At 28.1% G+C, this 26095-nt stretch carries 24 protein-coding genes; 19 read left to right on the plus strand and 5 right to left on the minus strand.

Translation table 11 applies throughout. The features are described 5' to 3' along the window. Positions 1 to 69 precede the first annotated feature (69 nt). Positions 70 to 1983 (minus strand): ABC-F family ATP-binding cassette domain-containing protein, encoded by a 1914-nt coding sequence (locus tag JNUCC81_RS01060; RefSeq protein ID WP_454094932.1) that lies wholly within the window; start codon positions 1981 to 1983, stop codon positions 70 to 72. Between the two features lie 137 nt (positions 1984 to 2120). Between JNUCC81_RS01060 and JNUCC81_RS01065 the strand changes: the two genes are divergently transcribed. Next, complete coding sequence (locus JNUCC81_RS01065; RefSeq protein ID WP_454094933.1) at positions 2121 to 2750, plus strand: redox-sensing transcriptional repressor Rex; 630 nt, start codon at positions 2121 to 2123, stop codon at positions 2748 to 2750. Between the two features lie 53 nt (positions 2751 to 2803). Here the strand turns inward: JNUCC81_RS01065 and JNUCC81_RS01070 are convergent, their stop codons facing one another. After that, on the minus strand, positions 2804 to 2974 hold the full coding sequence (locus JNUCC81_RS01070) for a DUF362 domain-containing protein (RefSeq protein ID WP_208332158.1): 171 nt from the start codon (positions 2972 to 2974) through the stop codon (positions 2804 to 2806). A gap of 442 nt (positions 2975 to 3416) precedes the next feature. On the opposite strand from JNUCC81_RS01070, the gene cooS reads away from it, so the two are divergent. The 15 genes from cooS to pyrE all read left to right on the plus strand — a co-directional run bounded on the left by cooS (position 3417) and on the right by pyrE (position 20381). Then, positions 3417 to 5318 carry an anaerobic carbon-monoxide dehydrogenase catalytic subunit gene (gene cooS, locus JNUCC81_RS01075; protein WP_454094934.1) on the plus strand — a complete coding sequence of 634 codons (1902 nt, stop codon included), beginning with the start codon at positions 3417 to 3419 and terminating at the stop codon, positions 5316 to 5318. Then, positions 5311 to 5763 (plus strand): 4Fe-4S dicluster domain-containing protein, encoded by a 453-nt coding sequence (locus tag JNUCC81_RS01080; RefSeq protein ID WP_454094935.1) that lies wholly within the window; start codon positions 5311 to 5313, stop codon positions 5761 to 5763. The genes cooS and JNUCC81_RS01080 overlap by 8 nt, the downstream gene beginning before the upstream one ends. Beyond that, the gene (locus JNUCC81_RS01085) at positions 5757 to 6998 is read left to right on the plus strand and encodes an NAD(P)/FAD-dependent oxidoreductase (RefSeq protein ID WP_454094936.1); all 1242 of its coding nucleotides are present in this window, start codon (positions 5757 to 5759) and stop codon (positions 6996 to 6998) included. Before JNUCC81_RS01080 ends, JNUCC81_RS01085 begins: the two co-directional genes overlap by 7 nt. A gap of 76 nt (positions 6999 to 7074) precedes the next feature. Then, positions 7075 to 7884: an ATP-binding protein gene (locus JNUCC81_RS01090; protein WP_454094937.1), complete on the plus strand. Its 810-nt coding sequence runs from the start codon at positions 7075 to 7077 to the stop codon at positions 7882 to 7884. Between the two features lie 129 nt (positions 7885 to 8013). Further along, positions 8014 to 9300, plus strand: a complete 1287-nt coding sequence (locus JNUCC81_RS01095) for a Glu/Leu/Phe/Val family dehydrogenase (RefSeq protein WP_454094938.1) — start codon at positions 8014 to 8016, stop codon at positions 9298 to 9300. Positions 9301 to 9653: 353 nt separating this feature from the next. After that, positions 9654 to 10364, plus strand: coding sequence for a LytR/AlgR family response regulator transcription factor (locus JNUCC81_RS01100; protein WP_454094939.1), 711 nt, complete (start codon positions 9654 to 9656; stop codon positions 10362 to 10364). Further along, the gene (locus JNUCC81_RS01105) at positions 10358 to 11668 is read left to right on the plus strand and encodes a sensor histidine kinase (protein ID WP_454094940.1); all 1311 of its coding nucleotides are present in this window, start codon (positions 10358 to 10360) and stop codon (positions 11666 to 11668) included. Before JNUCC81_RS01100 ends, JNUCC81_RS01105 begins: the two co-directional genes overlap by 7 nt. Positions 11669 to 11851: 183 nt before the next feature. Next, positions 11852 to 12022 (plus strand): hypothetical protein, encoded by a 171-nt coding sequence (locus JNUCC81_RS01110; RefSeq protein WP_454094941.1) that lies wholly within the window; start codon positions 11852 to 11854, stop codon positions 12020 to 12022. A gap of 329 nt (positions 12023 to 12351) precedes the next feature. After that, positions 12352 to 13104, plus strand: a complete 753-nt coding sequence (locus JNUCC81_RS01115; RefSeq protein ID WP_454094942.1) for an ABC transporter ATP-binding protein — start codon at positions 12352 to 12354, stop codon at positions 13102 to 13104. Beyond that, positions 13094 to 15139 carry an FtsX-like permease family protein gene (locus JNUCC81_RS01120; protein ID WP_454094943.1) on the plus strand — a complete coding sequence of 682 codons (2046 nt, stop codon included), beginning with the start codon at positions 13094 to 13096 and terminating at the stop codon, positions 15137 to 15139. Before JNUCC81_RS01115 ends, JNUCC81_RS01120 begins: the two co-directional genes overlap by 11 nt. 723 nt (positions 15140 to 15862) lie before the next feature. After that, the gene (locus JNUCC81_RS01125) at positions 15863 to 17056 is read left to right on the plus strand and encodes a C40 family peptidase (protein ID WP_454094944.1); all 1194 of its coding nucleotides are present in this window, start codon (positions 15863 to 15865) and stop codon (positions 17054 to 17056) included. Positions 17057 to 17214: 158 nt separating this feature from the next. Further along, on the plus strand, positions 17215 to 18174 hold the full coding sequence (pyrB, locus tag JNUCC81_RS01130; RefSeq protein WP_454094945.1) for an aspartate carbamoyltransferase: 960 nt from the start codon (positions 17215 to 17217) through the stop codon (positions 18172 to 18174). Then, a complete protein-coding gene (locus tag JNUCC81_RS01135) occupies positions 18167 to 18859 on the plus strand; it encodes a dihydroorotate dehydrogenase electron transfer subunit (protein ID WP_454094946.1) in 693 nt (230 codons plus the stop codon). The genes pyrB and JNUCC81_RS01135 overlap by 8 nt, the downstream gene beginning before the upstream one ends. After that, the gene (locus tag JNUCC81_RS01140; protein WP_208332172.1) at positions 18852 to 19754 is read left to right on the plus strand and encodes a dihydroorotate dehydrogenase; all 903 of its coding nucleotides are present in this window, start codon (positions 18852 to 18854) and stop codon (positions 19752 to 19754) included. The genes JNUCC81_RS01135 and JNUCC81_RS01140 overlap by 8 nt, the downstream gene beginning before the upstream one ends. 42 nt (positions 19755 to 19796) lie before the next feature. Continuing rightward, positions 19797 to 20381, plus strand: a complete 585-nt coding sequence (gene pyrE / locus JNUCC81_RS01145; RefSeq protein ID WP_454094947.1) for an orotate phosphoribosyltransferase — start codon at positions 19797 to 19799, stop codon at positions 20379 to 20381. A 45-nt stretch (positions 20382 to 20426) separates the two neighbouring features. On the opposite strand, the gene JNUCC81_RS01150 is transcribed toward pyrE, so the two are convergent. Beyond that, entirely contained in the window at positions 20427 to 21323 is an 897-nt protein-coding gene (locus JNUCC81_RS01150; protein ID WP_454094948.1) for a LysR family transcriptional regulator, read from the minus strand. A 161-nt stretch (positions 21324 to 21484) separates the two neighbouring features. On the opposite strand from JNUCC81_RS01150, the gene JNUCC81_RS01155 reads away from it, so the two are divergent. Then, positions 21485 to 22510 (plus strand): YeiH family protein, encoded by a 1026-nt coding sequence (locus JNUCC81_RS01155; protein WP_454094949.1) that lies wholly within the window; start codon positions 21485 to 21487, stop codon positions 22508 to 22510. 138 nt (positions 22511 to 22648) lie between these two features. Continuing rightward, entirely contained in the window at positions 22649 to 23683 is a 1035-nt protein-coding gene (locus JNUCC81_RS01160; protein ID WP_454094950.1) for a YeiH family protein, read from the plus strand. 46 nt (positions 23684 to 23729) lie between these two features. Here JNUCC81_RS01160 and JNUCC81_RS01165 read toward each other — a convergent pair whose 3' ends face one another. Together JNUCC81_RS01165 and JNUCC81_RS01170 are read right to left on the minus strand one after the other, a co-directional pair. Beyond that, a complete protein-coding gene (locus JNUCC81_RS01165; RefSeq protein ID WP_454094951.1) occupies positions 23730 to 24383 on the minus strand; it encodes a deoxynucleoside kinase in 654 nt (217 codons plus the stop codon). Then, positions 24383 to 25039 (minus strand): deoxynucleoside kinase, encoded by a 657-nt coding sequence (locus tag JNUCC81_RS01170; RefSeq protein ID WP_454094952.1) that lies wholly within the window; start codon positions 25037 to 25039, stop codon positions 24383 to 24385. Before JNUCC81_RS01170 ends, JNUCC81_RS01165 begins: the two co-directional genes overlap by 1 nt. Positions 25040 to 25217: 178 nt before the next feature. Between JNUCC81_RS01170 and JNUCC81_RS01175 the strand changes: the two genes are divergently transcribed. After that, positions 25218 to 26093, plus strand: coding sequence for a DNA-3-methyladenine glycosylase family protein (locus JNUCC81_RS01175; RefSeq protein ID WP_454094953.1), 876 nt, complete (start codon positions 25218 to 25220; stop codon positions 26091 to 26093). Positions 26094 to 26095 lie beyond the last annotated feature (2 nt).

Here is a 26095-nt window from a genome sequence, read left to right on the forward strand (position 1 = left end):
TATATATTTATCAATATAAAAACCATTCTAATAAAGAATGGTTTTAGATATTATTATTTTATTTATACACTACATTAATGTTTCCCACTCATCATAAAGATTAGCTAATTTATTTTCTAAATTTATTTTTTCTTGGCTAACTTTTTTAGACTTTTCAGGGTTAGAATACACTTCTTCTTGACATAAGAGGATATCTAATTCTTCTATTTTCAACTCAGTTTCTTCAATTTCTTTTTCTGTATTTTGTCGTTTTACTCTATTTTTTTTATCTAGTTCTCTTTGTTCTCTTTCTTTACGTTTTTCATCTTTAAGTTGAGTTTTAGTTTTTTCCTCTTTTACTTCAGCTACATTCATTTCTTGAATTTGTTTTTTCTTTTCAATATAATAATCATAGTTACCAAGGTACTCAGTTATTCCATTTTCATCTAAAACTAACACTTTATCTACAACAGTATTTAAGAAATATCTATCATGAGATATTGTAAATATTGTACCTGTGTATCCAGATAAAGCTTCTTCAAGAACTTCTTTAGAGTCTATATCTAAGTGGTTAGTAGGCTCATCTAGTAATAAGAAGTTTGCATTTGAAAGTATAAGTTTAAGTATTGCAACTCTAGCCCTTTCTCCACCACTTAATGTAGAGATTTTTTTGAATACTTCTTCACCTTCAAATAAAAATGCACCAAGCATACTTCTTAAAGTTGTTTGAGTTAAATGAGTATTATTTTCCCAGATTTCATCTATTATAGTATTATCTAAATTAAGTGTTTTTTGTTCCTGGTGGAAGTATGATACATTAACATTTGTACCAAACTTTATATCTCCAGATAAAGGCACTAATTCATTCATTATTATTTTAAATAATGTTGATTTACCTATACCGTTAGCGCCAATAAGAGCTACTTTTTCTTCTCTATATATATCCAAGTTTAAATCCTTAAATAAAATTCTTTCGCCATAACCCATAGAAACATCTCTTATTTGTAATACATCATTTCCGCTAGTTACAGTTGGATTAAACTCTATCCGAGCTTTTTTTCTATAAGCTTCAGGTCTATCAAGTACATCCACTTTATCTAAAGCTTTTTCTTTACTTCGAGCTCTTTTTAAATGTTTTTCTCTACCATAAGCCTTTAATCTTTCAATTGATTCTTCTTGCTTTTTTATATCTTTTTGTTGGTCTTCGTATTTTTTTTGTTCTAATTCTTTTTCTGTTTTTGATAACTCAATAAATTTAGAATAATTTCCATTGTAAGTTTTAAGTTTTTTGTTATGAATTTCAAAAATTCTATTTACAACTTGATCTAAGAAATATCTATCATGTGATATTAATATAACAGTACCTTTATATTGTTTTAAGAAAACTTCTAACCATTCAATTGCTTCTGAATCTAAATGGTTAGTAGGCTCATCTAGCAGAAGTAGAGTAGGTTTTTTTAGCAATAATTTCCCCAAAAGAACTCTAGTTTTTTCACCACCAGAAAGTATACTAATAGGTTTGTCCATATCAGTATCATTAAATCCTAAGCCCTTTAATACACCTTTAGCTTCAGACTTATAACCATATCCATTTAAATCAGAAAATAATTCTAATTTATGAGAATACTCATTCATAAGTTTTTCAAGTTTATCAGAATTTGAATTAGAACTTTCTTCAGCAATTTGATGCTCTAAATCTCTTAGGTAGTTTTCCATATCCATTAAATCCTTGAAGACTTCTAAAACTTCTTCAAGTATTGTATTTTCAGAATGGAAATTTGTATTTTGTTCTAAGTATCCTATTTCGCAATCCTTAGAAGTATATATATCACCACTATCGTAACCATAAATACCTGATATAACTTTGAATAATGTTGTTTTTCCAGTACCATTTACTCCAATTATACCAATCTTATCATTTTCATTTACAGTAAAACTTACATTTTCTAATATAGAATCTATTCCAAAACTTTTATTTAAGTTATTACATGACAAAACAATCATAAATTTATACCTCCTTGAACTATCTAAAATTATAATGTTTTGATATAATATAATCAAGGATATTGCATTATGTTTTGGAAAATGCAATAAAATACTATGGGAAAAATAAATACTTAACAACATAGGAGGTGAAAAAAGTGGGTACTAAAAATATATCAATGGCAGTAATAAGAAGACTACCGAAGTATCATAGATACTTAGGAGATCTATTAGATAAAGACATACAAAGGATATCATCAAAAGAATTAAGTGATATAATCGGATTTACAGCATCTCAAATAAGACAAGATTTAAATAACTTCGGCGGATTTGGTCAACAGGGATATGGATATAATGTAGAAGCACTTTATAATGAAATAGGTAAAATCTTAGGATTAGATAAGAAATATAATGCAATCCTTATAGGAGCAGGTAACTTAGGACAAGCTATAGCTAATTATTCGGGATTCAGAAAAGCTGGATTTGAAATAAAAGCCTTATTTGATGCAAACCCTAGAATGATAGGATTAAAAATAAGAGATTTCGAAATATTAGATTCTCAAGAGATAGAATCTGTAGTTAAAGAAAATGAAATAGATATAGCAATACTATGTATACCTAAAAACGGAGCTCAAGAAATTGTAAATAGATTAGTAAACGTAGGTATAAAAGGAGTTTGGAATTTTGCACCGATAGATTTAGAAGTTCCAAATGATGTTATTGTTGAAAATGTAAACTTAACAGAAAGTTTATTTACTTTATCTTATTTAATGAAAGAAACTGAATAATAAAAAAAGCTACTGTAAGTAGATATCTACTATAGTAGCTTTTTTATTATTTATTATTCTGGTTGAGGAGCATCAACAGGACAAACTCCTGCACAAGCACCACATTCGATGCAAGAATCTGCACCTATAACGTATTTGTCATCTCCTGCAGATATACATTCAACTGGACATTCAGCTTCACAAGCACCACAGCTTATGCAAGCATCATTTATTATGTAAGCCATCTCAAAATCCTCCCTTATATACAAGTTTTATTCATAATAATTATAACAAAACTTCCATAAGATAACAATTAAATTAATTATACAATAAGTATTATTGTTTGATATTTATTTAACGAAAACACTGATGCTTATTTATCCATAAATAAATTATCATTCAAAATAAATAACAAAGTAAAATTTAAAGTATAAATTAAATATTATAAATGTATATTGTACTTAGTATACATTGTTGAAATTTAAAGATTTATGGAAAATATGAATTATAAAAAATAATGGAAAAAAATCAAATAAAAATGTTTAAAAAAATTGAATGAGTGGTATATAATAAAGTAAAATTAGTTAAAAAATAGTCAAATAAACATTACATAAAATCACATCAAGTCAAATCAATTTCTATTTTCTAAACAAAAACTAAATAATAAAAACTTTAGGGGGAATAACCATGTCTTGTAATACTTGTAAAATGTGTGAAAGTGCAGATAAGAAGTTAGAAAATTTTGTTGCATCTAAAAATGTTGAAACCGCATTTCATAGAACTGAAGACCAAAAAATCAAATGTGGATTTGGACTTCAAGGAGTATGTTGTAGATTATGTGCAAATGGGCCATGTAGGGTGACACCAAAATCACCAAGGGGAATATGTGGAGCAGATGCAGATACAATAGTTGCAAGAAATTTTTTAAGAGCAGTTGCATCAGGTTCAGCTTGTTATTTACATGTAGTAGAAAATACAGCTAGAAACTTAAAACACTTAGGAGAATCTAAAGGTATTATAAAGGGAGAAAATGCACTAAATCATTTAGCAGAAATTTTTGAAATAAAAGAGAGTGATAATCATAAAAAATGTATAGAAGTAGCTAATAAAGTTATAAATGACTTATACAAATCAAGAGATGATAAAATGGAACTTGTAGAGAAAATAGCATATCAACCAAGAGTTAAAAAATGGAAAGAATTAGGTATAATGCCTGGAGGAGCTAAATCAGAAGTATTTGATGCAATAGTTAAGTCATCAACAAATTTAAATAGTGACCCAGTAGACATGCTAGTTAATTGCCTAAACTTAGGTATATCAACAGGATTATATGGTCTTACTTTAACAAATCTTTTAAATGATGTTATATTAGGGGAACCGGTTATAAGAATGGCTCCAGTCGGATTTAATGTAATAGATAAAGATTATATAAACATAATGATAACAGGACACCAACACTCAACATTCTCACACTTCCAAGATAAATTAAAAGAAAAAGAAGTAGTAGCTTTAGCTCAAGAAGTAGGTGCTAAAGGATTTAGATTAGTAGGGTGTACTTGTGTAGGGCAAGATTTACAATTAAGAGGAGAGCATTACCAAGAGGTATTTGCAGGTCATGCAGGAAATAACTTTACTAGTGAAGCTGTTTTATCAACTGGAGCAATAGATATGGTTGTATCAGAATTTAACTGTACAATACCAGGACTTGAGCCTATAGCAGATAAATATAAAGTAAAGATGGTATGTCTAGATGATGTAGCTAAAAAGGTAAATGCAGAATACTTACCATTTGATAGAGACAATGTAGAAAACATAAGTGAACAATTAATAAGCAAAGCTCTAGATTCATATAAGGAGAGAAGAAGCTCAGTAGAAATAGATGTACCTAGTGATCATGGATATGAGAAATCTCTTACAGGTGTAAGTGAAAAGAACTTAAAAGAATTTTTAGGAAATTCATGGAAGCCATTAATAGAGTTAATAGCTAGTGGAAAAATAAAGGGTATAGCGGCAGTAGTTGGATGTTCAAATATGACTGCTGGTGGTCATGATATAGCAACAGTAGAATTAACAAAAGAGTTAATCAAAAAAGATATATTAGTTTTATCAGCAGGATGTTCAACAGGAGGGCTTGAAAATGTAGGGCTTATGTCTCCAGGAGCCGAAGAATTAGCAGGAGAAAATTTAAAAGAAGTCTGTAAGACTTTAAATATACCTCCAGTACTAAACTTTGGACCATGTTTAGCTATAGGTAGGCTTGAAATAGTAGCAACAGAGTTGGCAGCAGAATTAGGTATAGATTTACCACAATTACCGCTTGTATTATCAGCTCCTCAATGGTTAGAAGAGCAAGCATTAGCTGATGGTGCATTTGGTTTAGCATTGGGGTTACCACTTCACTTAGCATTACCTCCATTTATAACAGGTGGAAAATTAGTAACAGAGGTATTAACAGAGAAATTAAAAGACTTAACAGGAGGTCATGTTATTGTAAATCCAGATCCAGTATCTTCAGCGAATCAATTAGAGGAAATAATTGTAGACAGAAGAAAAAAACTTGGGTTAAAGGAAGTGGAATGTTATGCATAGAATTTCAATAAATAAAGAGTTATGTAGCGGATGTAAAAACTGTGTATTAGCTTGTATGTTAAAACATAATAAAGATAGTAATATTTATACTCTTGATTTAGAAAATATTGATAATGATAGCATGGGACACATTGAGCTTGATAAAGAAAATAGACCAGTTCCAATAATTTGTAGACATTGTGATGAACCAGAGTGCGTTTTAACTTGTATGAGTGGAGCTATGGTTAAAGACAAAGAAAGTGGAATAGTTTCATACGATAAGAAAAAATGTGGGTCTTGCTATATGTGTGTAATGGCATGTCCATATGGAGTATTAAAGCCTGATGATAGAACTAAACAGATAATATTAAAGTGCGATTTATGTAAGGATGAGGAAACTCCTAGATGTGTAGCAAATTGCCCAACAGGAGCGATAGAAATACAAGAGGAGGTACCATCATGCTAAGTACAATTAAAAATTATGTAATATTAGGTGCTAGTGCAGCGGGAATAAACTCAGCTAAAACTTTAAAGGAATTAGAGCCAAATTCAAATGTTGTGATTATATCTAAGGATGAAAAAATTTATTCTCGTTGCATGTTACATCATGTGATATCAGGTCATAAAACAGTTGAAGATATTAATTTTGTAGATGAAAATTTTATAAAAGATACTCATATAAATTGGATAAAAAACAGACCTGTAAAATCAATAGATTTTGATTTGAAATTAGTAAAACTAGAGGATAGAGATATAGAATATGATAAGTTATTAATAGCGACAGGTGCATCTGCATTTATACCTCCAATAAAGAATCTAAGAGACGCTAACTTTGTATACCCATTAAGGGATATTGATGATGTATATAAAATAAAAGAAAAAGCTGAAATTTCTAAAAAAGCCATAGTAATAGGTGCAGGTTTAGTTGGTATAGATGCACTTAATGGTCTTATGGGTTATAAAAATTTAGAAGTATCACTAGTAAACACATCAAAATATATATTAAATAAACAATTAGATGAACATTCAGCTAGGAGCTATGAAAATAAATTTATAGAAAATGGAGCTAAACTTTATCAAGGTTTTGGAATCAAAGAGATTATTATAAATGAAAATAATGATGTAATAGGATTAGAATTAGAAAATGGAAATATAATAGAAGCTGACATGATTGTAATGGCAACAGGTGTAAAACCGAATGTTAATTTTATAGATACTACAAAAATAGATTATGATAGGGGTATAGTAATAAATGAAAAATGTGAGACATCTCAAAGGGATGTTTATGCAGCTGGTGATGTTGTAGGTAAAAATTCAATATGGCCAATAGCTGTAAAGCAAGGAATTACAGCAGCGTATAATATGTTAGGACTAGAGAGAGAAATAGGAGATAGCTTTTCTTTTAAAAATAGCATGAATTTTATGGGAATATCTACTGTATCTTTAGGAATAATAAATCCACCTGATGATAGTTATAAGGTAGTTACTAGATGTTGTGAAGATTCATATAGAAGATTTATATATAAAGATAATGTTATTTATGGAGTTATTGCTCAAGGTGATATTTCATATATAGGAGCATTAACTCAGCTTATAAAAGATAAAATAGAAGTAGAAGATTTAAAAGAAAGAATATTTGATATAGGATATGCAGATTTTTTATCTCTTAAAGATAATGGAGAGTTCTGTTATAATATATAATAATAAGGCTATAGATTTAATCTATAGCCTTATTTAATTTTAAAATAAGCTAATCTTTATATGGAAGGATAAAACTATGAGAGTATATGCATTAGTAGGTTCAAGTGGAACAGGAAAAAGTTACAAAGCTTTAGAATTAGCATTTGAAAATGAAATTGATTATATAATAGATGATGGATTACTTATACATAAAAACAAGATAATAGCAGGGATATCAGCAAAGCAAGCAAAAACAGTAATGGAAGCTGTAAGAAGAGCTGTATTTAATAATAATGACCATAGACAATCTGTAAAAGAAAAAATAAAAGAGGATAAAGTAAACAATATATTAATACTAGGGACTTCAAATAAAATGGTAAATCAGATTGCTGATAGGCTAGAACTTGAATCAATAAATAAATATATAAATATAAAGGATATAAGTACAGATAAAGAAATAGAGTTAGCAAGAGAATATAGAAGAAAAGGGAAACATATAATACCAGTTCCAACTATGGAAATAAAACCAATAGCAAGTGGTCTTAGCATAAACTCTCTAAAGAAAAAATTCTTTAAAAGAAACAGTAAAGTCGAAGAGATAATAGAAAAAACGATAATAAGACCAACATTTAGTTATAGGGGGAAATTCTTTATAAGCCCAGTTGTTATAGAACAAATTATAGTTAATGAAATAAATAAATTTGATAAAATAGAAAAAATAAATAAAGTAAATATAAATAATTTAAGAAATGGTATAAACATTTATATAAGTATTAATATAAATGATTTAACTGCTATAAGGGATAGTTATAAATTACAAAAAAGTATAAAAGAAAATATAGAAAAAATTACTTCTATCAACACTAGAAAAGTAGATATTTATATTAATAAATTAAAGAAAGTTTAAATGTTAAGACGTTAAAAAATAAACAATTTAAATATCACAAAACTAAAATAAACTGTGCTACAATCATTTTGTAACCTTGGGGAAAAAGTTTTCTTGAGAGGGGATATAGTATTTTTAGGGGGGCTTAAAATGGCTGAAAAAACATTAAACGTTTTTGAAATTGCAAGATTACAGGTGAAAAACGCGTGTGACAAATTAGGAGCAGACCCAGCAGTTTATGAAATTTTAAAAAATCCAATGAGAGTTATGGAAGTATCATTCCCAGTTAAAATGGATGATGGAACTACTAAATCTTTCACAGGATATAGATCTCAGCACAATAATGCATGTGGACCATTTAAAGGTGGTCTGAGATTCCATCCAGCTGTATGTATGGATGAGGTAAAAGCTTTATCAACTTGGATGACATTTAAGTGTTCTGTAGTAGGAATACCTTATGGTGGTGGAAAAGGTGGAATGGCTATAGACCCAAGAGATTATTCAGAAGCTGAATTGGAAAGAATATCTAGAGCATTTGCAAGAGCTATAGCTCTAATCATAGGTGAAAAAGAAGATATACCAGCTCCAGATGTTAACACAAATGGACAAATAATGTCTTGGATGGTGGATGAATATGCTCAAGTTACAGGAAACTTCCAACCAGGAGTATTTACAGGTAAGCCAGTAGATTTTTATGGCTCTTTAGCTAGAACAGAAGCAACAGGATATGGTGTTGCTATAATGGCTATGGAAGCTGCTAAAAAATTAGATATAGATTTAAATAACGTAACAGTAGCACTTCAAGGTTTCGGAAATGTTGGAAGTTTTGCAGGAGTATACATAGAAGAAGCTGGTGCAAAAGTAGTTGCAGTAGGAGATCATACAGGAACTATATATAATGAAAATGGTATAGATATGAAATCATTAATGGCATACAACAAAATTCATAGAGGAATAAAAGGATTTGAGGGTGCAAAACCTACTGATGAAAATATACTTACTATGGATGTTGATATATTAATGCCTTGTGCCCTAGAAAATCAATTAACTTCTAAAAATGCAGAAGATATAAAAGCTAAGATAATAAGTGAAGGTGCAAATGGGCCTACAACTCCAGAAGCAGATGAAGTATTCTTTAAAAATGGAATAACTGTAGTACCAGATATATTAGCTAATAGTGGAGGAGTTACAGTATCTTATTTTGAGTGGGTTCAAAATTTAAATAGATATAACTGGACATTTGAAGAAGTTCAAGGTAAGCAAAGCGTCTTAATGAAAAAAGCATTTGAAGAAATATGGAATCTAGCAAAAGAATATGAGGTAGATATGAGAACGGCCGCATATATGATGTCTATAAAGAGAATTGCAGATGCTATGAAGATGAGAGGATGGTACACTGAAACTCTTCAACCTGAATTAGTGTTAGCAGAGGATTAGTATAAATAAAAATTATATTATTATTGAAATGAAGTTAATGAAATCAAGTATATGTGGTATAAATAAAATTAAATAGATAATGAAGAGTTGGATATATATACTTATATGGAATAATATGTAATAGAATGTTAAAATATATATAACTAGAATATTAAAAAACTAGGAGTTTGATAAGTTTGGTGGTTTACTCTTAGTTTTTATATTTATACTATTTATAAGAGAACAATATTAGTATATATTTTTTACATCAATACTATCATAATAACATACATATATACATCAAAACCCCTCTTATCTTTAGTATTAAAATGCTAAAGATAAGAGGGGTTATTTTTTAGAGGGGGAAATAAAGGGTGTTTAAGATAGTTATTTGTGAAGATAATTCTTTTTTTAGAGAATATTTATCAAACTTTATAAGTAAAATTTTTTTAGAAATTAACAAAGAAGTAGAGATTTTAGAATTTACTAGGGGAGAAGAATTAGTCGAAAACTATCCAGAGAAGGTTGATATCTTTTTTTTAGATATAGAGATGGACAAAATAACAGGTATGGATGTAGCAAGAAGAATAAGAGAGATTGAAAGTTATCCAGAAATAATTTTTACAACAGGAGTATTAAGTTATTTACAAGATGGATATGAAGTTAGGGCATATAGATATTTAATAAAGCCATTTAAGGATGAGGATTTAAGAAAGCACTTATTATCATGTATAAGTGAAATCATATCAAAGAGGGAGAATTATTTAATAGTTAATGACAAGGGAAAAATATATAAAATACCTGTAGATAATATAACATATATAGAGGTATTTCAAAGAGATATTACAATACATACAATAGATGATACATATACATTAAAAATGAGTATAAACAATGCTGAAAAAGAGTTGAATAAATATAACTTTTTTAGATGCCATAGAAGCTATTTAATAAATATGAAATATGTACAATATATAAACGCTAATATAGTAATTGTAAATGGGGAAGAAGTTCTAGTAAGTAGGCGTAGATCAAACAAATTCAAACATGCATTAGCCTGTAGTTTGGGTGGAACATTATGTTAGAGTCACAATTATTTTGGACTTTTATAACTATATTATCTACTGCTTTTGAGTGTGTAATATTTAAAATAATAATAAGTGAAATTAGTGAATTTAAAAGTAATAAAATAAAACTAAATTTAATGATATCTACGTGGGTAATAATAATATCCCTACTAACAATTATTAATTTTGATATGAATATTAAACTATGTATATCAATACTTTTTAGTATTATGGTGTACTTATATAACTTTGATGAAAAGCTATATAAAGTATTAATAGTATGTTCAGTATTTTGGTTGTTTTTAGTGGCATTAGATGGTCTTAGTATAAGTATTATATCATTAATATATAAAACAAACGATGTAAGTGAAATACTTGGAAACAACAGGTGTAGATTAGAAGTAATGTTGATGGCAAAAATTTTATTAGTATTGGTAGTACCCACTATAAAAAGTATTAATATAAAACCAATATTAAAAGTAAAAGAAATCTTACTAATAATTTTACCTATTGTAACTAATATTTTAAGTATATTGGTTATATTAGCACTACTGTTTGAAGTTATAGAAAGTGCAGAGTTTAAAGGACTAATATTAGTAATATGTATGGGATTAATATTAATTTCGAATTTTTCATTAATATTTATTATAGGAAAGGTTATGAAAGAATCTACATTAGAGAATGAAAATAAAATAATAAGGCAAAAAATAGAATCTCAATATAAGCATTATCTAGAGCTTCAAAAGGCACAACTAAAAATTAGAAAGTTATATCATGATATGAATAACCACTTAGTATGCATAGAAAATATGAACGATAAAGGTAAATCATCTAAAGATTATGTAAGTAGCCTAAGAAAAGAATTAGATGAATGGGGCTCTATAGATACCACTGGAAATATGATAGTAGATATTATACTTAGTGAAAAAAGAGATGTGTGTAGAAAAGAAAATATATCTTTTTATGCAGATATAAAATTTATGAACTCAGATTTCATGGATATGATGGATATATGTAGCATATTCTCAAATATTTTAGACAATGCAATAGAAGCAAGTGTTAAAATTGAAGATACAAGTAATAGAAATATAAATATTGTTTGTAATACTATAAATAAATTTTTTGTTATAAGATGTGAAAACTCTAAAGTTAACAATATTTTAGAAAGTACAAGTAAAATATTTACAGATAAAAAAGATAAGTTTGGACATGGTTTGGGAATAAGTAGTATTAAAAACTCAGTAGAGAAATACAATGGAACAGTTGCTATTGAGCATACAGACTATAAGTTTATTATAAATATATATATACCTATAATATAAAGTTTACCATTGGTGTGTGTATAAATACCACTGGTGTATATATTATAGAGATAAAAAAAGAAAGATGTTATATTTTAAGCATAAGATGCCAAGAGAGAGTGATTTCAAATGGTTAAGTTAAGTGCACAAAATATAGCATCTTTTTAAATTTACAATAATGAGATTAAAGAGGATGAAAGAGATGTGTATCAATATGGATTTGAAACATTAATAGCCTCTATTTTATATTTTATAAATTTATTTATACTCTATTATTTATGTTATTGTCCAATAAGGCAATTTTCAATAGGATATTATGATGATAGTTATAGAACGTGTTTTATGACATTTATAAGCCTTTATTTAATAAATTAAAAATGAATTTAGTAAATATATCACCATCAAAGTCATTATCTACGTTGAGAAAGGCTAAGTGAAATAAAAAAATTATGATTACTATCACCAAATATGTTCAGATCAACCTTATTTTATAACAGATAATTTAATAGATAGATTAATAAATCAAGATGATGTAGTGGAATAATCAATTAAGTTTATTAGAATATATTGCAAATTAATATAAAAGTTTATAAAGATAGAAAAGATTAGGGTAATTATGATTGATAATTTAAAAAATAAAGTAGTAAATAATGATATTAATTAAGATAATTGTAAAAGTACAAAAATATAAAAGGAGAGTATAAATGTTAAATATAAAGAACCTAAAAAAAATATATTCCTCAAAAGGAGGGGAATATATAGCTTTAAACAATGTATCCTTAAATGTTGAAAAAAGTGAATTTGTTTCAGTTATGGGGCCATCAGGAAGTGGAAAAACTACATTATTAAACTGCATATCAGGATTTATAAAGGCAAATGCTGGTGAGATATTGCTTGATAACCAAAATATATTAAATCTAAATGAAGACGATCTAGCAAATGTAAGACAAAATAAATTAGGATTTGTATTTCAAGATTTTATGCTTATAAATGGACTTACAGTTTTAGAAAACATTTATCTACCACAAATAATAGCAAACAAAACTATTGAACAAATGCAACAAAGAACAAATACATTGCTAGAGTCATTTAGAATTTCAGATATTAAAAATAAATATCCGACAGAGATATCAGGAGGACAAAAACAAAGAACAGCCGTGGCTAGAGCATTATCAAATAAACCATTAGTATTACTAGCAGATGAACCTACTGGAAACCTAGATTCAAAGTCAAGTATATCAGTTATAGAATCATTTATAGATGCTAAAACAAATTTAGATGCAACTATATTTATGGTAACACATGATGCATTTGCAGCTAGCTATAGCGACAGAGTTATAGCTTTAAAAGATGGTGAAATTGTCAAAGAGCTAGTTAGAAAGGGTACTCCAAGAGAATTTTTAAATGAAATCTTAGTATTTATGAAGAGTATAAATGGGGTAGCATATGAAGCTTAATGATATATGTAAAAAACTAGTAAAATCAAACTTAAATAATTATAAAATACTAGTATTTTGTCTTGTCTTAGGAACTATGTTATTTACATCTTATGGTCTACTAATATTTAGCCCAACAGTAACAGATGTAATAGTAGATGGTGGAAGTACACAAATGATAGCATATACGATTTATGGAGCATTCTCAATAGCATGTTTAATGTTCATACTATACTCTCATTCTTTATTTATGAAATATAAATCACAAGAAATAGGTATATTTATGTCTCTTGGTATAAATAGAAATAATGTAAAAGATATATTATTAAAAGAATTAAAATATGTCCTTCCAATATCATCTGTTTTAGGTATGATATTAGCACTACCTTTTACATATATAGTATGGATTTTTATAACAAGTATTTCTGAGAGTATGCAAATAACCTATAAGATAGGATGGCTTGGATTTGTAGGTGGAGCTATATTCTCAGCTATAACTATTATGTTTATAAGTAAAAAAACTTCTAAATATGTACAAAAAATAGATATAATGAAAATAATAAAAATTTCTGAGGATATAGAAGATTTAAAAGTTGGAAACTATAAATTAGGATTTATAGGGCTAATTATAATTCCTATAGGAATTTTTAGTGCAACTTCGAATATGAGAGGTATACTATTTGACTCAGTACCTAATGCTAAATTTGTATTCTTTCTTATGATTATCATAGGACTATACCTAGTTTGTGCAAGTTTTACTACAATGGGAGATTTTGTAAAGGAAGTTAATAATAAAAATTACTATAAAAATATAATGTTTTATAATTTATTAAAATTAAAAGGTAAACAATATACATCTACATTATTTACAGTAACAGCATTAATAGCAATAACAATATTTGCAATGTGTTTTTCATTTGTGAATGTATTAGGCAAAAATGAAATAGCAGAAACGTTGGCCCCATTTGATTTTTCAATATTAAAATCACAAAATCAAAATAACCTGGTTGAAAAAGATGTAATATATGAAATAGCTAATAATAATAATATAAAAATAAATGATTATAATGAGGTAGAATTTTTAACAGCAGTTAAAAATTTCTCTCAAGAAGAAATAGATAGATATGGAGTTTATGTAAATCCTGAGCTATGTATAAAAGAAAGTGATTATAATAAGCTATATGATGAAAAGATAGATGTTACACCAGGTATGTATTATATTGTATCTAGCGATAAAGGTATGTTTAAAGTAAAAAGATATAAAAATATGGACCTTTCAGGTATTGGAAATGATAAAAAATATATGTTAGAAAAGCAAGGAGATATATTTAAACAATTAACATTAGGCCAACACGGTACTAGTGGTTTTATATTAGATGATAAAGATTTTGAAAAATTAAAATCTCAAAGCACAGATGATGCCATTGAAACAAATATATTATTTAATGTTGATAACTGGAAAAATTCATATGGTTTTTATAAAGAATTAGAGAGTTGGTCAATAGAAAATAATGAAAAAGGATTACTTATGTATGGTGGAGCATTTGATAGTATATATAATGATATGTCTTTAGAATTTGTAAATGCTAATGAACTTTCTCCTACTGATTATAGAGATTGGCCATATAAGATAAACTCTAAAATATATATGACTACAGATGCATTGTCTATAGAAATAGTATACCCTTTATTATTTGGATATATAGCTTTATTATCGCTTATTGCGTCAGCAATGATATTATATATAAAAGTTTTAAATACATCATGGCAAGATAGTAAAGCATATAAAAATATTTCATTACTTGGTGCTAACAAAAAGGCTATTAAATCTATAATTAGTAAGCAATTACTAGTTATATTTATGATACCTACCATAGTTGGAATTTCTTTAGGTGTAATGATACAAACTGCTATGATAGGTCAAAGTTTAACAGCTAGTATATCTTTAAATTATGCACTATTATTTGGATTATTATTTATACTAGTGCAAACTATAGTGTTTATTCTAGCGAGAAAAGTAATATTCAAAAAAGCTATAGAATACAAATTATCTTAAGATAAAAATTAATTAAAATATTAGGTGCAGACTTGCTGATAAATGAGAAATAGAATTAGCATATGGTCATTTTGGTAAAGAAAATATAGATTTGCCGTGGGAAAGGTTATATAAAGTTGATTTATTATAAAAGGGTATTGATATACTATATGAAATAAAATATGCTACTATAAGCTAGTTACATGTTAATTTAAATTTTAAAAATGTACAAAATAAACCCCATAATTTTGGAGCTACAGCTTTATGATTATGGGGTTTATAATTTATTTTATATTAACTTCGTCAACGCAAATATATGTTATATTTCGAATTATAAATATATAATTGGAATTTATAATACCACCCTTAGTTGTGGTATGATTTATGAAATTTTAAACAGCAAAAACACACATAAACTTAAAATTTATGTGACAAATATTTACATAACTACAAAAATATTTACTTTTAGTCAGATTTAGGATATAATTTAATAATAGAAATGTATATTTAGGTGATACATTGGATAAAATAATTAATTCGTTAATTAAATAAAGATTTTTATACAAGATATAAATTTAAACATATTACTTATTAACATAAGAATACTACATAACATATTAAAATAAATTACAAAAAAGTTACAAAATATCTTGTGTATTAGTATTTTATCCTAGATAAGACTTCACCTATAAAAATAACACGTAAGATATACACTTATGGTGAATTTTTGGAGGGAAAAATATCATGAAGAGAAAAATATTAGTACCAATGTTTGCGTCGGTTATGGCGTTATCAATGAATACAATAGCAAATGCAGATGAAGTAGAAAATAACAACGTTGAAAATAAAAAAGAAGACAATACAACTAATGTAATAGATTTACCTAATTATGAAGATGTTACATATAAGGTAGCTACAGTTAAAGATGGGGTTGCTGTTAAAATAAGAGAACAGGGATCTGTTCAAAATGTAGCTTACACAGGAGATGAATTTAAAGTTGTAGGAGTTCAAGGTGACTGGGTTAAGGTTAAAGTTGGAGATGGAGAAGGTTGGATAGCAACTAGATTCGTAGATATAAAAGAATCTCACGGTTACACTACATCAAATAAAGTTAATTTAAGAAAAGAAGCTAATACTGAATCTGAAATAGTAGAAGAGTTAGAAGTCGGAAGTACTATGAAAGTTTTAGAAGACAATGGTAACTGGGTAAAAGTAAAGAAAGGTGAAAATGAAGGATATATAAGATCTTTATATGTTTCTGAAGAAGCACCTGTTATAGAAACAGAAGAAGAAGCTACTCAAGAAAATGTTCAAGCTTCAACTGATAATAATATAACTACAAATGATACTAAAACAAATGATACTCAAAAAACAAATAATAATGCTCAAAGTTCAAATAAAAATCAAAACTCAAATAATAGCCAAAGCTCAAACAAGAACCAAAATTCAAATAAGAACCAAAATTCAAATAATAATGGTGGACAAGCTCAAAAGCCGGTTCAAAAACCTGCTCAAAAACCATCACAAGATAATGGTTCTTATAATCCGCCAGCATCTGATTCTTCATTAGCTCAAGCTGTAGTTAATTTAGCTCATGCTAAAATAGGATCTCCATATGTTTGGGGAGCAGAAGGACCTAATAGCTTTGATTGCTCAGGACTTACTTCATATGTTTATAAGCAAGCAGCTGGTATATCTTTACCAAGATCATCAAGCGCTCAAGCAGGATATGGAAAAACTGTAAGTAAATCAAACTTACAACCAGGAGATTTAGTATTCTTTACTACTAACGGAACAGGAAATGTAAGTCACGTTGGTATATATATAGGTGGAGGAAATATGATACACTCACCTAAACCAGGTCAAAGTGTGCATATTACAAGTATAAACTCTTCTTACTATACATCTAAGTTTGTTACAGCAAAGAGAGTTTTCTAATAAAAAATATTACAAGTCGCTTATTTTATAAGCGACTTTTTTATATAATTTTCTTAAATAGAATATATTGACATTACAGATAAAAGGTGTTAAGCTACTATCAGAATAAAAAATACTTTTAAATTCAGTCCAGAGAGGCTGAAAAAGGAGGATAAATAATGTTATTACAAGGAAGAAATCTAATCCAACCAGAAGACTTTTCAATACAAGAAATAGACGAAATATTATCACTAGCTCAAAATATAATTGACAATCCGTCAAAATACTCAAATATATGTGAAGGTAAGCTATTGGCTACATTATTCTATGAGCCATCAACAAGAACAAGATTAAGCTTTGAAGCTGCAATGAATAGATTAGGTGGTAGAATTATAGGTTTTTCAGAACCAAATTCATCATCTGTTGCAAAGGGAGAATCTTTAGCAGATACAATAAGAACTGTAGAATGTTACGCAGATGCAATAGTTATGAGACACCCAGTAGCAGGATCAGCAGCTCAAGCGGCAAAATATAGCGAAATACCTTTTATAAATGCAGGAGACGGAGGAAATCAACATCCAACTCAAACACTTACAGATCTACTTACTATAAAATCACTTAAAGGAAATTTAGAAAATCATACAATAGGATTATGTGGAGATTTAAAGAATGGAAGAACAGTTCACTCTTTAGTTAAAGCTATGGCTAGATATAAAAATGTTAAGTTTGTATTCATATCTCCAGATGAATTAAAAATGCCTTGTTATATAAAAGAGGCTATAAAAGGTCATGCATACTATGAAACTAATAACTTAGATGATGTTATAGGAAGCGTAGATGTATTATATATGACAAGAGTTCAAAGAGAAAGATTTGAAAATGAAGATGAATATGAAAGACTAAAAGACTATTATATATTAAATAAATCAAAAATGAAAAATGCTAGAGAAGATATGTTAGTTATGCATCCATTACCAAGGGTAAACGAAATAGATGTGGATGTAGATTCAGATAAAAGAGCAGTATATTTCAAGCAAGCTAAATATGGAATGTATGTTAGAATGGCTTTAATAATGAAGCTTTTAGGGGTAAGTGTTGAAAGACATATAATGATAGAAAGGGAATGTGTTAATGTATAAAGTTCTTGAAAATGAATATATAGGCGAAGACATGTATCTAATGAAGGTTGCAGGAAAATTTGAAGGCAAAATGGGGCAGTTCTATATGTTAAGAGCATGGGATATGTATCCACTGCTATCAAGACCAATAAGTATACATGATATAGATGAAGAGGGAATAACTTTCTTATACAAGGTATTTGGTGAAGGTACTAAAATACTAAGTAAGTTAAAGAAAAATGAAACTATAAAGTTAGAAGGTCCTTATGGAAATGGATATGAAAAAGTAGCAGGTAAAGTTGCCTTAGTAGGTGGAGGAATCGGAGTAGCTCCACTATACTTAGTAGCTAAGAATATAGAAAACTGTGACGCTTATCTTGGGTTTAGAAGTGAAGCTATATTAGAAGAAGAGTATAAATCAGTTTGTAATGAAGTTCATATAGCTACAGGAAATACCTTTGTAACAGATATACTAGATGTAAAAAAATATGATTATATATTAACTTGTGGACCAACACCTATGATGGAGAAATTAGTTAAGATGGTAGAAGGTACTAATACAAAAATAATGGTTTCTTTAGAAAATCATATGGCTTGTGGGGTTGGTGCTTGTCTAGTATGTACTTGTAAAACTAAGTTCGGAAATAAGAAAACATGTAAAGATGGCCCTGTATTTTGGGGAGAGGACGTGATATTTAATGGCTAATCTAGGGGTAAAATTCGGAAATATAGACTTTAAAAATCCACTTATAATGGCATCGGGTACATTTGGATTTGGAAAAGAATATAATGGAATTTATGATATACAAAAATTAGGTGGAATAAGTAGTAAAGGACTTACTTTAAATAAAAGAGACGGAAACAACGGTATGAGAGTTTGGGAAACACCATCTGGAATGATGAATAGTGTAGGTCTTGAAAATCCGGGTGTTCAAGGATTTATAGATAATGAACTACAATTTTTCAAAGAGTTAGATACAGTTAGAATAGCTAATGTTGGCGGTGGAACTTTAGAAGACTATATAGAGGGAGTAAAGCTTCTAAATAACCAGCCAATTGATATGATTGAACTAAATATATCTTGCCCGAATGTTAAAGCTGGAGGAATGGCTTTTGGTATAAAAAATGAAGTAGCAAGAGAGGTTGTAAGAGCAGTAAGGGCAGTTACAACTCTTCCTCTTGTGGTAAAGTTATCACCAAATGCTGAAGATATAGTTGGTATGGCTAAGGTATGTGAAGAAGAAGGTGCTGATGGAATATCTTTAGTAAATACTTTCAAAGCGATGGCTATAGATATAAATAAAAGAAAGCCAGTATTTGAAAATGTATATGCAGGATTATCCGGGCCAGCAATAAAGCCTATAGCTCTTAGAATGGTTCATGAAGTTTGTAAAAATGTAAGCATACCAGTAATGGGGATGGGCGGTATAACAACTGCTGAGGATGCAATAGAATTTATAATGGCAGGTGCTACATGTATACAAGTAGGAACAGCTAATTTCATAAATCCTAAAATAGGACTTGAGATAATAGAAGGAATAGAAGCTTTTATGGAAAAAGAAGGAATAGAAAGTTTAGATGAAATAAGAGGAATATTATAAATTATTAAAAACAAAAAGGATGAAATTTTGGAGGACATAATTATGAGTAAAGTAGATGTAGTTGATATATTAAAGAAAAGCGATGCGTTATTAGAAGGACATTTTTTATTATCTTCAGGAAAACACAGTAACAGATACATACAATGTGCTAAGGTATTAAGATTTCCACAATATGCGGAGGCAGTGCTAAGTACAGTAGTAGAGCAAATAAAAGATTTAGATATAGATTTAGTAGTTGGACCTGCAATGGGTGGAGTAATAGTTTCTTATGAATTAGGAAGACAATTAAATAAGGAAACAGTATTCACTGAAAGAAAGGACGGAGTAATGGAACTTAGAAGAGGGTTTGAAGTTAAGCCAGGAGCTAAAATAATAATAGCTGAAGATGTTGTTACAACTGGTAAATCAACAATAGAAACAAAGAAAGCTTTAGAAGCTTTAGGAGGAGAAGTTATAGGTGTTGCTTGTATAGCAAATAGAACTAATGATGATATAGGTATGCCTATATATAGTGCTATAAAGCTTGATATACAAGTTCATGATGCTGATGAGTGTCCTTTATGTAAAGAAAATAATATTGAGTTAGTTAAGCCGGGAAGTAGAGAATTCAAAGAATTAGGAATGTAATGATATATATATAAGACCTTAGAATATTCTAAGGTCTTTTTTATTTTATCCTTTGTCTAGTTCTGAAGTATACAGTTTAAATTCTTCTAAAAATACCTCTGCAGCTTTAGATATAGTAATATTTTTAGGCAAAATATAAGAGAAATTATGAGTGTAAGAATCATCTAAATCAATTATAGAAAGTTCTTTATTTTTCACAGCAGGAGCAGCTACAAACCTAGACATAATAGTAATTCCTAGTCCATTTCTAACAGCCTCTTTAACAGCATAATTACTTCCCAAAACAATTACACCTTTAGGTACAATTTCGTTAGTTCCTAAAAACATATTAAAAAATTCTCGACACCCAGAGCCATCTTCACGTACTATCCATTTCTTATCTTGCAACATATCTAAAGAAAAATCATTCTTAATTAAATTTGGGTTATATGGGAATGCTAGTACCATCTTATCTCTTAATAAATACTCTTGCGAAAAATTAGAGTAAGAAGAAATACCTTCTATAAGTCCAATATCTAGCGTTAAGTCTTTTAAACTAGAACAAATAGTTGATGTATTTTCTATAAAAATTTTAATATCAATATCTGGGAATTTTTTACAAAATGTAGTTAAAAACTTAGGGAGAATATATTCGCCTGTAGTTAAACTAGCACCGATTTTTAGATGACCTTTAATAGAATCAGAAGTATTTAAAACTTCCATAGAGGTTATATCTAAAAGATTAACTATCTCCTTAGCTCTCTTATATAAAGTGTAGCCGCTTTCTGTTATAAATATAGTTTTTTGTTTAACAGATCTATTTATTAATGTAACTCCAAAAGTATTTTCTAAATTTTTTATATGAGTACTGACACTAGGTTGAGACAAGTTAAGATGCTCTCCAGCTTTAGTAAAATTTTTATACTCAACGACAGCAATGAATGTTTTTAATTCTTCAAACAATGATGTTACCTCCTAATTATTAGCATATTTAATAAATATATTATACACCTAATCATAAAAAAAATTAATAGTAATTATTTTTTTTATAAATTTTACTTATGATTAATAAAATTATATACTAATTACAGAGAATATATTAAGTCAGAAAGGAGTTATACATCGTGTTAAATTATAAAGGTATTTTTAAAAGTATTAAAGAGATACTACCAGGATTTATAGTATCTTTAACTATAGGTATAGTAAGTATATTTATTTCGAAATTTGTACCAAAGTTAGGTGCAGCAACGATTTCAATATTTTTAGGTATGTTTATAGGTAATGTATTTTTAGGCCAAAAAGTATTTCAAAAAGGATATAAATTCTCAGAAACAGATCTGTTATCATATTCAATAGTATTATTAGGAGCGACTCTTAGTGTATCAACTTTAATGGAGTTAGGGTTTAATGGAATTTTATTTATTGTTTTACAAATGTCAGTAACTATAGCTGGTGCATTATATATAGGTAAAAAATTAGGTTTCAGTCAAAATTTTAGATTTCTTATGGCGAGTGGAAATGCAGTATGTGGATCTTCTGCAATAGCCGCAACTGCTCCCGTTATTGATGCAGATGATAAGGATAAAGGAATAGCAATAACAATAGTTAATGTAACTGGAATATTCTTAATGTTTTTACTTCCAATTTTAACTCAAAAGCTATATAGCCATGAAGCAGTACAAACATCTGCGATGATAGGTGGAACGCTACAATCTGTAGGGCAAGTAGTTGCAAGTGGAGCTATGGTAAGTGAAGGAGTGAAAGATTTATCTACAATATTTAAAATAGTAAGAGTTATATTATTAGTTGGAGTAGTATTCTTATTTGGTCATTTAAAGAATAAAACTAATCATGATATATTAGAAGAAGAAATAGAAGATACTAAAAAAGGAAAAATAAAAGTGCCTTGGTATGTAATAGGTTTCTTTGTAACTTGTGCTTTATTTTCTACTAATATAATATCTCCACAAGTATCAGAAATCTGCAAATCATTAAGTAATAAATTTGAAATAATAGCATTAGCAGCAATAGGATTAAGAGTCAACATAAAAGATTTAATAAAACAGGGAAAAGCTGTATCGCTATACGGATTATTTGTTGGTATACTACAAGTAATAACAGTTATAACTTTAATAGGAATATTATTATAAGAATATCTATATAGATATTCTTTTTTTATTTAGACAACTATAAATTAATTTTATTGATTATAGATTTATAATTAATTTTACTTATAATAAAAATGAATGTATACTATAAAGGGAAATTATTACACAAAAGGAAGGGCAATGTTATTTATGACAAAAGAAAGTAAAATAATGAACAAGATGAAAGAAATACTACCAGGATTTATAGTATCCTTATTAGTAGCATTAATAAGTATACAACTTTCAAATATAATACCTAAAATTGGTGCAGCAACTATATCTATATTTTTAGGTATTGTAGTAGGAAATTTATTTTTAGGACAAAAAGTATTTCAAAGTGGATATAAATTCTCTGAAAGTAATTTGTTATCATACTCAATAGTTTTACTTGGGGGAACCTTAAGCGTATCTAAGTTGATGGAACTTGGATTAAATGGAATACTATTTGTTATAATACAAATGACAATAACGATAGTTGGGGCGTTATATATAGGTAAAAAACTGGGGTTTGACCAAAACTTTAGGTTTCTTATGGCAAGTGGAAATGCAGTATGTGGTTCATCTGCAATAGCTGCAACTGCACCTGTAATTGATGCAAATGATAAAGATAAAGGAATATCTATAACTGTAGTAAATGTAACGGGAATATTCTTAATGTTTTTATTACCATTGATTTCAGGATATTTATATAATCATGAAACTATACAAACATCAGCTATGATAGGTGGAACACTACAATCAGTAGGACAAGTAGTAGCAAGTGGCGCTATGGTAAATGAAGGTGTAAAAGATTTAGCAACAATATTTAAGATAGTAAGGGTTATAATGCTAGTTGTGGTAGTATTTATATTTGGTCACTTAAAACATAAGACTAATACTGAAATAGTTGCAGAAGAAATAGCTGATACAAAAAAAGGAAAGATAAAAATACCATGGTATGTAATAGGATTTTTTATAACATGTGCTTTATTTTCTTTAAATATTATAACTCCAGAAGTTTCAGATATATTTAAAAAGATAAGTCATAACTTCGAAATAATAGCATTAGCTGCGATAGGTCTTAAGATAAATATAAAAGACTTAATACAGCAAGGTAGGGCAGTATCATTATATGGTTTATTTGTAGGTACGCTTCAAGTTGTATCCGTTATGGTTTTAATAAATATATTTTTATAAAATTTAGATTGGCTTAAATTAAAAAAAGTATTAGGAGTGTAGTAAACTACATTCCTAATACTTTCTTTATTTCATCGCATAATAAATCAAGATGTTCTGGATTTTTTATTAGATCAACTTCATTTATATTTACATATAAAACTGGAGATTGATCATACTCTCCTATCCATCTTTCGTATCTATTGTGAAGATTTTTCCAATAATCTATATCAACAGATTTCTCCATTTCACGTCCTCTAAGGCTTATTCTATTAACTATAGTATCTATAGAACCATTTAAGTATATCATTAAGTCCGGTCTTCTTAAATAAGGCACCATATCATTGAATAAATCTCTGTAAGTTATATAATCTCTTTTGCTCATTTTTCCGTTATCAAATAAGTTTCTAGCAAATATTTCTACATCTTCATATATACTTCTGTCTTGTATATTATTTAACCCGTTAGTATCTATTTCCTTTTGTTGCTTAAATCTTTGAGCAAGGAAGTATAATTGTAAGTGGAATCCCCATTTTTCTTGATCTAAATAAAAATCTTCTAAGTATGGATTTCCATCAACTTTTTCGTAGTGAGTTTCAAATCCTAATCTTTCACCAACTAATTTTGTCAAAGTTGACTTTCCCGCTCCAACATTTCCGGCTACTGTTATAAATAAGTCTCTGTTTAAAGGCTTATTGCACTGGTTTACTAATTTAAACATTACGCTTGTCCTCCTAAGGTCTTTATTGCTTCTTCTACTTTATTTATTATAGATTGCCTGTCCTTATCATTGTTTAAGAAATCTAAATCTGAGTTATCGACTTCTATTATAAGAGGCTCTTTACCCATAAAGTTATGTTTTATAGATAATGGATCGAAATAATATTTATACTCTAATCTTAGTTCATTTATATAATCTCTAGCCATTTGTCTTTCGAAACTTCTATCTCTCATAGCTATTCTTTTCATTAAAACATCTGTATCTGAATTTAAATATATTATTATATCTGGCTGAGGTAAATCGTTAACGAAAATATTATACATCTGCTTATATCTATGAAACTCCATCTTATCAAGAGTTATTCCTGCAAATATAAGATTTTTTATAATATGGTAATCACTAACCACGCCTTGAGAATTGCTTAATACATCTTTTTCTATATCACTTAATTGTTTTAATCTATTAAATAGAAAAAATGCTTCTGTTTGTAAAGCATATTCTTTAATATCCGTATAAAATTTCGATAAAAAAGGATTTTCTTCAACTATTTCTCTTAAAAGAGTATAGCCAAAATGGTCATTAAGTATAGTTGCAAGTGTAGTTTTACCTACGCCTATAGGACCTTCTATTGCAATAAATATACCTCTACTGTTCATTTAAAATCACCCTCTAAAAATAATGTCTTATGTATTTTATCAAAAAAATATTTTAAATTCTACTCTAGACTTTTAAAATTATATTTGTATATACAAAAATAGTTTATTTAATTTACACGAAAATAGGGTAAATTAATAGTATTAACAATTATTACATAGATATAAAGGAGTAAAAAAAATGAATGTTTATGAAAAAGATAATTCAGTAATATTAGAGGGAGTAGCAGATTTTGATCCAAAGCATATATTTGAATGTGGGCAATGCTTTAGATGGCACAAAGAAGATAATGGATCTTATACAGGTGTTGCTAAAGGAAAAGTTATAAATGTATTAAGAGAAAATGATGAAATTTATTTAAATAACACTAATTTAGAGGATTTCAATAACATTTGGTATAATTACTTTGATTTAGGAACAAATTACACAGATATAAAAAATACTTTAAAAAATATGGATGAATACTTAGATAAAGCTTGCGATTTTGGATGGGGAATAAGAATACTTAGACAAGATGGATGGGAAATGCTTATTTCATTTATTATTTCTTCTAATAATAGAATTCCTATGATACAAAAAGCTATAGAAAATTTATCTAGGAATTTTGGAAAATACATAGGGAACTATAATGGTAAAGATTATTATGCATTTCCAACACCAGAAGAGCTAAATAAAGCAACACAAGAAGAAATAAGAGCGTGTCAAACTGGATTTAGAGATAAGTATATAAAAAGCACTACTGAAAGAGTGGTAGAAAATAATGAGAATGTATCGAAATATTCAAGCTTAAGCACAGACGAATGTATAAAAGAATTAACTAAGTTTAACGGAGTAGGTCCGAAGGTAGCAGATTGTATAGCATTATTTGGTATGACTAAAATAGATACTTTCCCTGTTGACGTTTGGGTTAAGAGGGTTATGCAAGAATTCTATGTAGAAGAGGATATGAGTTTGCCTAAAATAAGAAAGTACGCAATTGATAAATTTAAAGATCTATCTGGATATGCCCAACAATATTTATTCTATTATGCAAGAGAGCTTGGAATAGGAAGATAACT

This window comes from Faecalimicrobium sp. JNUCC 81 (genome assembly GCF_053667625.1).